Source organism: Allobosea sp. TBD101 (assembly GCF_059817965.1).
Window position 1 is genome coordinate 2,760,640 of the sequence record NZ_CM187543.1, and the last position, 14,080, is coordinate 2,774,719.

Annotated in this window: 12 protein-coding genes; 7 read left to right on the top strand and 5 right to left on the bottom strand. The window is 65.3% G+C overall.

All coding sequences use genetic code 11. The annotated features are described in order from the left end of the window. The first annotated feature begins 22 nt into the window (after positions 1 to 22). From AC6RIC_RS13570 to AC6RIC_RS13600, 7 genes are all read left to right on the top strand, one after another. Positions 23 to 340, top strand: coding sequence for an ArsR/SmtB family transcription factor (locus AC6RIC_RS13570; protein ID WP_454656762.1), 318 nt, complete (start codon positions 23 to 25; stop codon positions 338 to 340). A gap of 57 nt (positions 341 to 397) precedes the next feature. Further along, positions 398 to 1,816, top strand: coding sequence for an FAD-dependent oxidoreductase (locus AC6RIC_RS13575; protein ID WP_499736523.1), 1,419 nt, complete (start codon positions 398 to 400; stop codon positions 1,814 to 1,816). Further along, on the top strand, positions 1,813 to 2,988 hold the full coding sequence (locus AC6RIC_RS13580; protein WP_499736524.1) for an MFS transporter: 1,176 nt from the start codon (positions 1,813 to 1,815) through the stop codon (positions 2,986 to 2,988). Before AC6RIC_RS13575 ends, AC6RIC_RS13580 begins: the two co-directional genes overlap by 4 nt. A gap of 12 nt (positions 2,989 to 3,000) precedes the next feature. After that, positions 3,001 to 3,399, top strand: a complete 399-nt coding sequence (locus AC6RIC_RS13585) for a hypothetical protein (protein WP_499736525.1) — start codon at positions 3,001 to 3,003, stop codon at positions 3,397 to 3,399. Positions 3,400 to 3,526: 127 nt separating this feature from the next. Beyond that, the gene (locus AC6RIC_RS13590; RefSeq protein WP_499736526.1) at positions 3,527 to 3,922 is read left to right on the top strand and encodes a FixH family protein; all 396 of its coding nucleotides are present in this window, start codon (positions 3,527 to 3,529) and stop codon (positions 3,920 to 3,922) included. Continuing rightward, the gene (locus AC6RIC_RS13595; protein ID WP_499736527.1) at positions 3,919 to 5,334 is read left to right on the top strand and encodes an efflux RND transporter periplasmic adaptor subunit; all 1,416 of its coding nucleotides are present in this window, start codon (positions 3,919 to 3,921) and stop codon (positions 5,332 to 5,334) included. The genes AC6RIC_RS13590 and AC6RIC_RS13595 overlap by 4 nt, the downstream gene beginning before the upstream one ends. After that, positions 5,331 to 8,507, top strand: a complete 3,177-nt coding sequence (locus AC6RIC_RS13600) for an efflux RND transporter permease subunit (protein ID WP_499736528.1) — start codon at positions 5,331 to 5,333, stop codon at positions 8,505 to 8,507. Before AC6RIC_RS13595 ends, AC6RIC_RS13600 begins: the two co-directional genes overlap by 4 nt. 148 nt (positions 8,508 to 8,655) lie before the next feature. Here the strand turns inward: AC6RIC_RS13600 and AC6RIC_RS13605 are convergent, their stop codons facing one another. The 5 genes from AC6RIC_RS13605 to AC6RIC_RS13625 all read right to left on the bottom strand — a co-directional run bounded on the left by AC6RIC_RS13605 (position 8,656) and on the right by AC6RIC_RS13625 (position 14,046). Next, positions 8,656 to 9,228: an ureidoglycolate lyase gene (locus tag AC6RIC_RS13605; RefSeq protein WP_499732717.1), complete on the bottom strand. Its 573-nt coding sequence runs from the start codon at positions 9,226 to 9,228 to the stop codon at positions 8,656 to 8,658. 90 nt (positions 9,229 to 9,318) lie between these two features. After that, a complete protein-coding gene (locus AC6RIC_RS13610; RefSeq protein WP_454656770.1) occupies positions 9,319 to 10,344 on the bottom strand; it encodes an alcohol dehydrogenase in 1,026 nt (341 codons plus the stop codon). Between the two features lie 5 nt (positions 10,345 to 10,349). Beyond that, positions 10,350 to 11,507 (bottom strand): flavin monoamine oxidase family protein, encoded by a 1,158-nt coding sequence (locus AC6RIC_RS13615; protein ID WP_499732718.1) that lies wholly within the window; start codon positions 11,505 to 11,507, stop codon positions 10,350 to 10,352. 5 nt (positions 11,508 to 11,512) lie between these two features. Beyond that, a complete protein-coding gene (locus tag AC6RIC_RS13620; protein ID WP_499732719.1) occupies positions 11,513 to 12,730 on the bottom strand; it encodes an MFS transporter in 1,218 nt (405 codons plus the stop codon). Next, entirely contained in the window at positions 12,727 to 14,046 is a 1,320-nt protein-coding gene (locus AC6RIC_RS13625) for a tetratricopeptide repeat protein (protein ID WP_499732720.1), read from the bottom strand. Before AC6RIC_RS13625 ends, AC6RIC_RS13620 begins: the two co-directional genes overlap by 4 nt. Between the last annotated feature and the right edge of the window lie 34 nt (positions 14,047 to 14,080).

Below are 14,080 nucleotides of genomic sequence, written 5' to 3' on the forward strand. Positions count from 1 at the left end.
CCGTCCATGCCTACTTATTTCCATGAACATCGAAGAAGCAGCGAAGCAGCTCGAAGCGCTCGGTAACCCGACGCGCCTCCAGCTCTATCGAACCTTGGTCCGCGCGGGTCACGGCGGCCTCCCTGTCAATCAGGTGCAGGAACGCTTGGGGATCCCGGCTTCGACCCTGTCCCACCACCTTCAGCGGCTGATCCGGAACGGTCTCGTCACGCAGGAGCGACAGGCCACCACCCTGATCTGCCGCGCGGTCTATCCGGCCATGGATGCACTACTCGGCTTCCTCGCCGACGAATGCTGCATTGAGGAAGGCTGCTCGGATGCTTCCGGGAAGGCCGCCTGAGCGGCTTTTCATTTGCCACTTAATTCCATGTTTCTAGCAGGAATGGAGGATATTCAGATGAAGGAGCTTCCCGTCGTCGTCATCGGGGCCGGACCGATCGGACTCGCGGCCGCAGCGAACCTCGTCACGCGAGGTATCCCGGTGAAGGTGCTCGAGGCAGGCGACGCGGCCGGCGCCAACATCCGGGACTGGGGTCACGTCCGACTGTTCTCTCCCTGGGAATTCAATGTCGATCCCGCCAGCCGGGTACTGCTTGCGGCCGCTGGTTGGAGGGAGCCCGAAAGCGGGAGCTATCCGACCGGAAACGACCTCGTCGAAATCTACCTGGCGCCCTTGGCGGCAACGAACGAACTGACCTCCGTCATCGAATACGGGGTCCGCGTTGCCGCGATCAGCCGCCATGGCATCGACAAGGTGGTGAGCAGGGACCGCGAGCTGCGCCCGTTCCAGTTGACCGTCGTCGGTCGCGACGGCGCGGTGAGCCGCGTCCAGGCCCGGGCGGTGATCGACGCTTCCGGAACATGGAGGACTCCGAACCCGGTGAATGCCAGCGGCGTGCCCGCGGAAGGCGAGGAAACGCTGGCTGATCGGATCGCCTACGGTATTCCCGATGTCCTCGGCCGAGACCGAGCCGACTATGTCGGCCGAACGACGCTGGTGGTGGGCGCCGGGCACTCCGCCGCGAACGTGCTGCTCGATCTCGATGAGCTTTCGGCTCGGGGCGGCGCGACCAGGGCGATCTGGGTCACGCGCGGCCGGGATCTCTCCCGTGTCTATGGCGGGGGCTCGAACGACCAGCTCGCTGCCCGGGGAGATCTCGGGCAGCGCCTGCGCCGTCTCGTCGCGGAAGGTCGCGTCGAATTGGTCTCCGGCTTCGCTATTGCGGGTCTTCGACAGGAAGGGGCAGGTATCGTCGTATATGGCGAGGTCGGCGGTGTCGGCCGAACCATCGGACCGATCGACCGCATCGTGGCCTGCACGGGACAGCGGCCCGATCTTTCGCTGACCCGGGAACTGCGCGTCGAGTTCGACCCCTGGCTGGAAAGCGCCCGGGCGCTCGGACCCATGATCGACCCGAATCTCCATTCCTGCGGATCCGTTCCGCCGCACGGGCACCGCGAGCTCTCGCATCCGGAGCCCGGGTTTTACACCGTCGGGATCAAGAGTTACGGGCGCGCACCCACCTTCCTGATGATGACGGGCTTCGAGCAGGTTCGGTCGGTCGTGGCGGCGATCGCCGGCGATCTGGCCGAGGCCGACGATGTCAGGCTCGTCTTGCCGGAGACGGGCGTATGCACTGCTGCGCCGGCAGGAGCCGGAGGATGCTGCGGAGGTCCCGTACCGGCCGAAGCGGATGCCTGTTGCGCCGATGACGCCGCAGCGAAGGCCGACGGCAAGGCTGGATGCGGCTGTGGTCCTGCCAAAGCGCCGGAGCCCGCGCAGGCGACATCCTCCTGCTGCGGCAAGGCCGCATGATCGATCGCGATCGGCTGACCGTCATCTCGGCCCTGGGCGTGGTGCAGATCCTCGCCTGGGGCTCGTCCTATTATCTCCCGGCCGTCCTTGCCGCACCGATCGCCACCGATACCGGGTGGCCTCTGTCGTGGATCGTCGGCGCTCTTTCGATCGGGCTGCTCACCGCCGGGGCCGTCGCGCCCCATGTCGGCCGCGCCATCGGAGAGACGGGCGGGCGACCGGTCCTGGCGGCAGCGGCCATCCTTCTGGCCGCCGGGCAATTCATCCTGGGCATAGCTCCGAACCTGCCGGTCTTCGTGCTCGGCTGGATTGTCCTTGGAGCGGGAATGGCCGCAGGTCTGTACGATGCGGCGTTCTCGACGCTTGGGCGTCTTTACGGCGGCACCGCGCGGTCGGCGATCACGATGCTGACCTTGTGGGGTGGCTTCGCCAGCACCGTCTGCTGGCCTTTATCGGCTTACCTTGTCGCCCATCTGGGATGGAGAGGCACCTGCTTCACCTATGCCGCCATCCAGCTTCTGGTTTCCCTCCCGATCATCCTGATAGCCCTTCCGAAGGTTCCACCGGAGCTTCCGAAGGCGAAGGTCGGAGGCGGCGGTCCGACGGTCGAGCTACTGCCGTCGGAACGCACCGCGTTCCGAATTCTTTCCGGGATCATGATCATCGGTGGTGCCATTACCGCGATCGTCGGTGTCCATCTGCTGACGCTGCTTCAGGCACAGGGGATCGGCTTGGCCGCGGCCGTTGCGCTCGGAGCTCTTGTCGGGCCGGCTCAGGTTGGCGGCCGGGTCGTCGAGATGGCAGGCGGAGGCCGTCACCATCCGATCTGGACGATGAGCGCGGCCCTTGGGCTGATTGCCTTCGGGCTCGCGATGCTGGCGTTCGGGGCTGGCCCGATCGCCTTGGCGCTTATCTTCTACGGCGCAGGGAATGGCGTCTTCTCGATCGCGAAGGGAACGCTGCCCCTCGCTCAGTTCGGACCGCAGCGATATGCGCCCCTGGTCGGAAAGCTCGCGAGGCCGAGCCTCGTTGCCCAGGCCTTGGCGCCGACGGCAGGGGCACTATTGCTCGATAAGGCGGGTTCGAACTGGACCTATGTGGCCCTCATGATGCTGGCCGTCATCAATGTCTTGCTTGGGGTATGCCTGTGGAGCGCCAAGAACCGGAAATGACGAACTCTTGAAATGAAGGTCCTTTCGCGGATCTCGCCGCCATGGCAAAGCATCCGCATGAAGCTTCGGCTCTTTGCGCATTGTCTGGTGCTGACCCTGTTCATCACGGCTACCGTCCTGGCTGCTTTCGTCAGCCCGGCGACGGCAGGCTTTGGCCGTACGGATGCAGTGGACATGGCGATGCCGATGGATGGCGCCATGCCGTGCTGCCCGCCCGATCAGGGCAAGGCCAAGGACTGCACGACCAACTGCCCCGCGTTGAGCTTCTGCCTGGCAAAATGCTTCGCCAGCGAACCGACGTCGTTCGTTACACTCGCCCGGCCGATCGTTGCTCAACTCGGGCTCGGCGGGAACGACGCCGATCATGTTTCGCGGCCTTTCGAGCCGCCCGCCCGACCTCCACGAACCTGAGGCATCGCCAGCGCGAATGCGCTGGTTTCGTCCGCACGGCAGTTCCGGGCGGACGGTGAGCCGTGGCCATCGCCACGTCTGAGGCTGTGCGCCTGTGCGGCAGCCTGATGCATTCAGGACTACGATCATGACCTTCAACACTTTGCGGGCGCTCGTCGCGGCGCTTCCGCTCGCGGCCGTCTCCCTTCCGGCGCTCGCGGATATCAAGGACTATGAGTTCCGGCTCGTGCAGAGCGAACTCAAGCACGGCAACGGCGTCGTTATCGCCGTTCAGCTCATCGATAAGCGCTCGGGTAAGCCGGTTCCCGACGCCGTGATCTTTGCGCAGCGCATCGACATGGCGCCGGACGGCATGGAGATGATGGCGTCGCCGATCGAGGCGATGCCATCGACCGAACCCGGAACCTACCGCTTCAAGACCAATCTGGTCATGGCTGGCGGTTGGCGCCTCTCGTTCGGCGCCAAGGTTCAGGGTGAAACCGGCACGCTCGAAAACAAGCTGATCCTCAAGGCCCTGCCATGAAACGCCTCGCCCTCACGGGCCTCGCTCTCGCCGCCATCTTGGCGGCGGGAGGTGCAGGCTATTGGGCCGGGCAACGCGGTCTTGCCGTTGGCTGGCGCGGATGGCTCGGTATCGATGGTTCGCTCGCGGCAAACGAGCCTGTCGGAAGCGGCCCGGTCATCTACTATCAGGACCCGGACCGGAAGCCGGTCTATTCGGCAGGGCCGCGCCAGGCCGGGGACGGCAGACCCTTCACGGCCGTCCGCGCCAGTCAGGATGTCAGCTTCGAGGAGAAACTCCCGAGCGAGGAGCGGACAGTGCAGGCCGACGCGAAGCGCGTCCTCTACTACCGCAATCCCATGGGGCTCCCCGATACCTCGCCGGCGCCGAAGAAAGACTCTATGGGGATGGACTATCTCCCCGTCTACGAAGGCGAGGGAAACGAAGACGGCGTCATCAAGCTCTCGCCCGGGCGCATCCAGCGCAGCGGCGTCCGTTCCGAACCTGTCCGCCGTCAGACCATTGCCCAAACCGTTCACGTTCCGGGCGTAGTGCAGCTTGACGAGCGGCGGGTCTCCGTCGTGACGATACGCGCCGACGCCTTCGTCCAGGAGGTCGCGGCGGTCACGACCGGTGACCACGTCACGAAGGGAACCCGCCTCGCGCGCATTTACTCGCCCGAGATCAGCACGGCCGGCGCTCAGTTCATCACCGAGCTCAATGCCGCGGCGCGCGGCGTACCCGAAGGCGGCGCAAGACAGCGGCTCGAAAACCTCGGCGTCCCTTCGGAGGTCATCGCCGAGATCGAGCGAAGCCGGAAGGTGCCGCTCACGATCAACTGGTCGGCACCACGTGACGGGATCGTGCTCGAACGTTCGGTCAGCGATGGGATGAAGATGGCCGCCGGCGGCAGTCTGTTTCGGCTAGCCGACATCTCGACGATCTGGGTTCTGGCCGATGTTCCGGAACGCGAACTGGCTGCCGTGAGCATCGGGGCACCAGCCACGGTGCGGTTGCGCGGCCGTCCCGGGAGCTCCTTCGAAGGTCGCATCAGCGTGATCTACCCGGAGATCGCCGAGGCGACGCGCACGGCCAGGGTCCGCATCGAGATCGGCAACCGCGACGGCATGCTGCTGCCGAACATGTATGCCGATGTCGATATCGGCTCCGGTGATGCCTCTCCGGAACTCGCCGTTCCCGACAGTGCCGTGATCGATAGCGGCACGCGCCGCATCGTCATCCTCGATCTGGGCGAGGGCCGCTTCGCACCGCGCGAGGTCAAGCTCGGGCGCCGCGGCGACGGCATGGTCGCGATCACCGAGGGTGTCGCCGAGGGCGACCGCGTCGTCGTCGCGGCCAACTTCCTGATCGATGCCGAGAGCAATCTCAAGGCCGCTCTGGGCGGATTTACGCAGCCGGAGGCCAAGCCATGATCGCCCGCCTGATCGCCTCGTCGGCGCGCAACTTGATCCTCGTCTTCGTCGCCTCGGCCTTCGCCGTGGCGGCGGGTGTCTATGCGCTGAAGACCCTGCCGCTCGACGCGATCCCGGACCTCTCCGATGTCCAGGTCATCGTCTACACCGAATACCCGGGCCAGGCGCCGCAAGTGATCGAGGACCAGGTCACCTATCCGCTGACGACCTCGATGTTGACGGTACCGAAGGCGCGCGTCGTGCGCGGCTTCTCCTTCTTCGGCGTCTCCTTCGTCTACGTCATCTTCGAGGATGGCACCGACCCCTATTGGGCGCGCTCGCGCGTGCTCGAGTATCTCAACGCGGCCGCGCGGCGCCTGCCGACCGGGGTCACGCCGACGCTCGGGCCGGACGCGACCGGGGTTGGCTGGGTCTACCAGTACGCCGTCATGGCCAAGGACATGAGTTTGGCCGAGCTAAGGTCGTTACAGGACTGGGTGGTGCGCTTCGCAGCCTCGCGCGCGGAGGGCGTAGCCGAGGTCGCCAGCGTCGGTGGCTTCGTCAAGCAATACGCGATCGTCGTGGATCCCGCGCGGCTGCGTGCCCAGGGCGTTTCGCTCGCCACGCTGCGCGAGGCGGTGCGCAGCAGCAACATGGATGTCGGCGGGCGCACGGTCGAGCTCAGCGAGTTCGAGTTCATGGTTCGCGGCCGCGGCTACCTGAAGTCGATCGCCGATATCGAGAGCATCGTCCTGAAAAGCGACCGGGGCGTGCCGCTTCGCCTCTCCGACGTCGCCCGCGTCGAACTTGGTCCGGACGAGCGGCGCGGCATCACCGAACTCAACGGCGAGGGCGAGGTCGCAAGCGGCATTGTCCTGCAACGCTTCGGCGCCAACGCACTGGCGGTGATCGAGCACGCCAAGGCAAGACTCGCGGAGCTCGCGCCGAGCTTGCCGGGTGGGGCGGAGATCGTGCCTGTCTATGACCGCTCCGGGCTGATCGAGCGGGCCATCGAGACGCTGAAGGGCACGCTGATCGAAGAGACCATCATCGTCGCGCTGGTCTGCATCGTGTTCCTGCTGCATCTGCGCAGCGCCCTGGTCGCGATCATCATGCTGCCCGTCGGCATCCTGATGGCGTTCGCGGCGATGAAGGTGCTCGGCCTGGGCTCCAACATCATGAGCCTCGGCGGCATCGCGATCGCCGTCGGCGCCATGATCGACGCCGCCATCGTCATGATCGAGAACGCCCACAAGCACCTCGAACGGGCCGCGCCGGACAAGCCACGCATCGACATCCTGATCGAGGCGGCCAGCGAGGTCGGCCCGGCGTTGTTCTTCAGCCTGCTCGTCATCACGGTCTCGTTCCTGCCGATCTTCACCTTGGAAGCGGAGGAGGGCCGTCTGTTCGGGCCGCTCGCCTTCACCAAGACCTTCGCCATGGCGGCCGCGGCGCTCCTGTCGGTGACACTCGTCCCGGCGCTGATGGTCGTCTTCGTCAAGGGCAGGATCATTCCGGAGAGCCGTAACCCGATAAATCGCGGCCTGATCGCGCTCTATCGTCCGATGATCCGCGGGGTTCTCGGCGCCAAGACCCTGACGATCCTGGCCGCGGTGGCCGTTCTCGGGCTCAGCCTCTGGCCAGCGCGGCAGCTCGGTTCGGAGTTCATGCCGTCCCTCGACGAGGGCACGCTGATGTACATGCCGACCACCTTGCCCGGCATCTCGGTGACCAAGGCGGCCGAGCTGCTTCAAACCCAGAACCGGATCATCCGCTCGTTCCCGGAGGTCGCCTCGGTCTACGGCAAGGCGGGGCGCGCCCAGACGGCAACCGATCCGGCGCCGACCGAGATGTTCGAAACCATCATCAACCTGAAGCCTAAGGCGGAATGGCGCGAGGGCGTCACGCTCGACAGCCTCAAGGCGGAGATGGACAAGGCGCTCCAGTTCCCCGGCGTTTCCAACGCCTGGACGCAGCCGATCCGGGCCCGCATCGACATGCTCGCGACCGGCATCCGCACGCCGATCGGGGTGAAGGTGTTTGGTACCGATCTCGCGCAAATGGAGGCGGTCTCGCGCCAGATCGAGACGGTGCTGAAGGCCGTGCCGGGGACGAGCAGCGCCTATGCCGAGCGTGTGATTGGAGGCTATTTCCTCGACATCGTGCCGGACCGGATCGCGCTGGGGCGGTACGGGCTCTCCATCGGCGACGTCCAGAACGCCATCGTGATGGCGATGGGCGGCGAGACTGTGACGACGACGGTCGAGGGCCGCGAGCGCTATGGCGTCAGCATCCGCTATCCGCGCGACCTGCGCTCCGATCCTCAGGCCATCGCTCGCGAAGTCCAGGTTTCGACCCCGTCCGGCGCCAGCGTGCCGCTTGGCGAGGTTGCGAGCATCGAACGCAAGCGTGGGGCCACCTCGATCCGGACCGAGAATGGCGAGCTCGCGGTCTACATCTTCGTCGATACGGTCGGGCGCGACCTCGGCGGCTATGTCCGCGACGCCCAGAACGCGATCGCGCAGAGCATCAAGCTGCCCGCGGGCTACCGCATCGCCTGGAGCGGTCAGTTCGAATATCTCGAACGGGCCGAGGCCCGCCTCAAGCTGGTCGTGCCGGTGACGCTCGCGATCATCTTCCTGTTGCTCTACCTGAATTTCCGCAGGCTGACCGAGACGTTCATCGTCATGCTGTCGCTGCCATTCGCGCTGGTTGGCGGTGTCTGGCTGCTTTGGTGGCTCGGCTTCAACATGTCGGTCGCCGTTGCCGTCGGCTTCATCGCGCTCGCAGGCGTCGCCGCCGAGACCGGCGTGATCATGCTGATCTATCTCGATCACGCCCTCAGCGAGGTGCGGGCGCGCTGCGAAGCGCAGGGGCGGGCGTTCACGCGCGCCCATCTGCACGAGGCGATCATGCTGGGTGCCGTCGAGCGAGTGCGGCCGAAAATCATGACCGTGGTCGCGATCATGGCGGGCCTGCTGCCGATCCTCTGGAACACCGGCACGGGCTCGGAGGTGATGCAGCGCATCGCCGTGCCGATGATCGGAGGGATGGTCTCGTCGACCGTACTGACGCTGCTGGTGATCCCGGCGATCTACGCGTTGATCAAAGGTTGGCGGCTGCCATCGGCCGCGAAGGTCGAGAAAGTCAGAGAGGCATCAGATTCAGCGCATCTTGCTGCCAGTACCGAATGAGGGAGAAGCCAATATGCATGGCATGATGAGCGGCATGAGCTGGGGGATGGGACTGGTCGTATTTCTCGGCATTGCGATCGTCATCTTGGTGATCGCCGCGCTCGTAAAATACCTCTTCTGATGGCAGGGAACCAAGTCGACGTCATCGTCAGAGGGCGCTGTCGAGGGCTAATGTCGTCGGTTCGATCGTAACGATCTCGCAGTCGGCCGCCGTGCCGTTCTGCCAGGACTGCACCAGAAAGCTGGCGTCAGAGCCGACCGCCATAATCGGATGATGCCAAAGTCCCCGCCGATAGATCATGCCCTGCGACGCCGTGAACGAGAACGCCGTGAGGGTCGAAAGATCGGGCATGCCGTCTTCGCCGGCTTGACTGACGATGACGACGTGGCCCTCGCCGCCGAGCGGCACGATCAGTTGGATCGAATTCACATGCCGCTCCAGCATGGTGATGGTCTGGTCAGGCTGCTGCCGTTTCGCTTCGAAAATAGAAGTGACCAATCGGGATCCGGCCTGAACCTCGGCGGCTGGATGAGCGTGGATATCGTGGCGGCGCGCAGTGCCGTTGTTCGCATCGCAGCCGGAATTGGTGGTTTCGACGATCCAGCCGAAGGGCTCAAATGCCAATTCGGTGACTGGCTTCACGTCCAGCAGGTTATCTTGAGAAGACATGCCGCCAAGCGTTGTGAGGCCATCTATCCGGCTTCCCTTCATTTCTTTCATGATTTTCGCCTCCCAACACTTTGAATTATTTCGATAATGAAAGAGCAGCTCGCGAACGAGATCTTGAAAAACCGTCCCCGATGAGTTCGCTCAGGTGCCGGCGCTGGCCATTGTTAGGACCATCCGGAACTTCGCATCGCCTGACTTCATCCGCCGGTAGGCGTCGGCGGCATCCTCCAGAGGCATGGTCTCTATCCAGGGCCGGACCTCTGTGAGGACGCTGAAGTCCAGGGTCCGTTCATTCTCGTAGGGCGTGCCGGTGATGGAGCCTTGCACGCTCCGCTCACCACCAACCAGGATACCGGCTGATACGGCGAGGGGGTCCTTGCCGGTTCCGAGCATGACGAGCCGACCTCCCGGAGCCAACCCCGCGAGGAGCGGCGATACGACATTGGCCAAGCCGACGGTGGCGATGATGGCTTTGGCTCCGCCTATGGCGGTCAGGGCCTGTGCCGCGTCCTGCGTTTCCGTGTCGATGTAGCTGTGAGCTCCGAGCCCTTGCGCATCAAGGGCGGTATCCGTGCCGCGCCCGATGGCGACGACCCTGAAACCCATTCGGCGTGCGTATTGGACGGCCATATGACCGAGCCCGCCGATGCCGAGGACGGCGACCGTATCCCCGGCCTCGGCGCCGGATTTCTTCAGCGCGTTGAAGGTCGCGATACCCGCGCACAGAATGGGAGCTGCCTCTTCCGAACTCAACTCTTTGGGAATGGAAACCAAGCCTGTACCGCGGGCAATCATCATCTCGGCATAGCCGCCGTCGCAGGTCGAGCCGACGAAATGCTGGTTTCGGCAGAGTTGGAATTTGCCCTGGCGGCATTGAGCGCATTCGTTGCAGTGGCCGCCGAGGCGCCCGACGCCGACACGTTGCCCTTCGCGCCAGATGGACGGCACCTGGGGACCGAGCGCGACGATCCGACCGACCACCTCATGCCCGGGAACGCGAGGCCATGGTCCTCCGCTCCGTTCGACATCGTTCGCGTCGGCACCGCAAAGGCCACATGCCTCCACGGAGAGGAGGACCTCCCCAGATCCGGGAACCGGGATGTCCCGCTCGATCAGTTCGAGCTTTCCAGGAGCCGTCACGACCACGGCCCGATAGGTGCTCCCCATTACGACTATCTCCCAACCAGGGTTGGCGTCGGATTACGGACGATCCCGCCCGACAGCTTCATCAGTTCTTCGACGGCACGGTCCGCGGCATCGACTGCCCCGGCGAGATATCCTGGCTCGCGACTGCTGGCCTCGCTTCCGGCCAGCAGGAGACGCCCGGCCCAGTCACCTTCGACGTGAGGTGAGGGGAAGCCGACGGGATGGCCGGCAGCGCCCAGGTCCTCCTGCGTCGCCGTGAGAGGATCGGCTGCCCAATCCTTGTAGAGCGTCGCTTTCGGCGCGCCTGCGAGGGGGCCAAACATGGCCGCGAGCTGCTCGACCGCGGCCTTGACGATCGCCGCCTTACCAATCTCTGCACGCCGTGGAGCCGGAACACCTACGAAGCCGAACAAGGCAGCCTGGCCCGAAGCCGTGGTGGCATCGTGGATCTCCGCCAAGGGCCCGACCATGCTGCGGCCAGCTCCTGACAGGCCCGCCTCGCGCCAGAACGGCCGCTCGTAGACCGCGAAGAACTTCGCATGGGGAGCCATCCAGGTCGGCGTTTGCCGCCAAGCTCTCTGGACCTGGCCCTCGATGCTCGGATCGAGAACGATCGATTCCGCGAGGAGGCGCGGGGGCAGGGCCAGAATCACTCGGGATGCCTCCCGTCTCACGGTCTCTCCGTGCTGCGTCGTGCAGATCAGATCGACCCCACCTTCGGTCCGTATCAGGCTGCGAACGGTTGTGCCGGTTCGGATCGATGCTGCGGGAAGCTGGGCGGCGAGGGCGGAGACAAGAGTGCCGGTCCCTCCGATGAGGCGGGCCGAGGCCGATTGCCGGAAGCTATTTCCGGGATAGCGTGCAGGTGTCGCCCCGGCGCGATATTGGACGATGACGTCGCCCTCCTCATGCTGCCGGAAGGAGGCGAGGCCAAGTTCGTCCACGAGCGCCGCCAACTGAGGTTGCATCTCCGGCCAGAGCCAGGACGGCCCGAGATCGAAGCCATCGGAAGACGATGCGCCGGAGCTCCCCGCCGACAGAATTCGCCCGCCGAGCCTGTCCCGTGCCTCGATCAGCTCGAAGGGAGTGCCAGCCTGATGCAGACGGCGGGCCGCGACGAGCCCCGCCAGACCTCCGCCGATGATGGCGATCTTGTCGTTCGTGTTCGGGGGCGATGTGCGCATGCCGATCAGCCGCGCCGGGTCGCTGTGTGCCGACCCGCCACCAAAGCTAGGACGGCGGTCAGCAGCGGCGCGAACGAAAGCCAGAGAACCGTGTTCCAGCCGAAGGAAGACAGCAATCCGCCGGACAGGAACGAGCCGACCGCCATTGTGCCGAACACGGCGAAGTCGTTGAAGGACTGCACGCGTGCCTTCTCTTCCGGCCGATGGCATTCGAACACCATGGCGGACGCGCCGACAAAGCCGAAGTTCCAGCCGAGACCCAGCAGGATCAGCGTCGCCCAGAAATGCGCGACATCGATTCCGAGCAGGCCGACTGCTGACGAAGCGCCTGTCAGGATAAGCCCGGCGGCGACGACCTTCGCGGCACCGAAGCGCGTGATCAGTCGCCCCGTCCAGAAGCTAGGGCCGTACATGGCGATGACATGCCATTGCAGCCCGAGATTGGCCGATTCCTGAGACAGGCCGCAGAACTTCATCGCCAAGGGTGCCGCCGTCATCAGGAAGTTCATCAGCAGGTAGGAAACGACCCCGCAGATGATCGCAAGGATGAAGCGTGGCTGGCGGACGATAACGCCCAGCGGTCTGCCTCCGGCACGCTCTGCTGCGGTCGGCATGGGCAGCTTCACGCCGAGAAGGATGAAGGCGGAGATCGCGGCCACCGCCGCCTGTCCGACATAGGTCGCGGCAAAAAGATGGGGCGCCCACAGATACATCGTGTGCGTGACGAGCTGGGGGCCGATCACACCGGCGAAGACTCCGCCGGCCATTACGGCCGACAGAGCCCGGGGCCGCCGGGCAGGCGCGGCGCAGTCGGCGGCCGCGAAGCGAAACGACAGCACCACCGCAGCGTAGACCCCGCCGAAGAAGGTTGCGGCGCAGAAGACCCAGAAGGCTGCGTAGTAAACCGCCAGCGCACCGAGCAGGCCTGCCAGCACGCCGCAACCGGTTCCCAGCATGAAGGCTGCCCTGCGGCCATGGCGCTGCGCGACCGCACCAGCCGGCAGCGTGCAAAGAGCCATGCCGACGACGAAGATCGAGATCGGCATCGTTGCGAGCGCCTTGCTCGGCGCCAGCATGTCTCCGACGACGGCTCCGGTCGCGTAGACGACGGTCGAGTTGGCTCCTGCCAGGGCCTGGCAGATGGCCAGCCTGAGAACGTTCCAGCGTTCCCGGCGCAGGGTTTCAGCCTGCCCGGGTTCGTTCGATGCAGTGATCGTGGTCATGCTGCGATCTGGCTCTTCCAGAGTGTGTCACGCGGTGACGGGCGCCGATGGAGGCGTTCGTCGAGAAGTGCGCGGGCTTTCGTGGCTTCGCCGCTGCGGATCAGCGCCAGCAGCAAGGTGTCTTCGATGATTTCGCGCTGGGCGCCGCTGCCGCCGATCCGCGCGACATCGCCGGCCATCGGCTCGAGAATCCGGGCGCAGCCGGCATAGTCACCTTCGGCGAAGGCTAGCGCAGCCCGGCAGATGGCTGGAACGATCGGACCCGCGGCCATCGCCCCTTCCTCGACCAGCTTCGTCAGCGCTTCGATGCGTTCGCCCGCCGCGATCCTGTCGCCCATTGCAGCGGACAGAAGGCCGAGATGAGCGTCGGCGAACGCGAGGCCGGGCTTGGGGAATTTCGTGTCTGCGTAAGTCCGCGCCGTCTCCCACAACCCGGCCGGGACCTCATGCCCATAAGTGCGGATGCGCCAGAGCAGCGAGACCGTGTCGGTCATGATGTTGATCGGCGTTCCGAGTGAGACCGCAGGCTGGACGTGTTCCTCGTAGACCGCCAGGGCACGTGCTGCATCTCCGCGTTCCAGCGCCGAGAGCGCTTCGTGCCAGGCGATGTGACCGTGCAGGATCCCTGAACGGTCATAGGTCGGCAGCCATTGAGTAAGCAGTCGCTCGGCTTCCGCCCCCGCGCCGTCCTCGAACATCGCATGCGAGAGGGCATGGGCACCGTTGGCGTTGGCAGGCCGAAGATCCAGGCTCCGCTGAGCGAGATCGCGGCCGAGCCTCACGGCGCCGTTCTCGGCATGCGACCAGCCGCGATAGGTCAGGAACCACCAGTCATCGGATTCGAAATGATCGGCATAGCGCTCGCACAGGTCGACACGAGCCTGGTCGTGATCGGCCATGCCGGAGAATGCGAACAGGCCGAAGGCTCCGAGCGGCAACGACATGATCACGACGTCACGCGGCCATTTGTCGATGTGGGCCAACGCCGCGGAAAGGGCATTGGCCGCTTGCCCCGTCACGGCGAAGGCCAAGGTTGCGACGTGACTGCGCTCCCGGGGCGTGCCGTTGCGTGCGACGAGGTCGGATGCCTTGGCGATCGAGGTCTTTGCGTCGGCGGGTTGGACGCGGATCGCATAGGCGCGCGCCAGCGCCGCATGGGCGAGCGCGAAATCGGGGTCAGCCAAGAGGGTCTGCTGCAATGTCTCCACGGCGCGCGGCCAGGCGGAGAGAAGAAGGTCGATACCTTCGCGGTAGAAGCGTGCCGCTTCCGCGGAGTTGGTCGAAATGGCGAGGCCGCGGCTGTCGACATGGGCCATAGCGATGTTCCGCTCCGTTCGTGTTTGGGTTCAT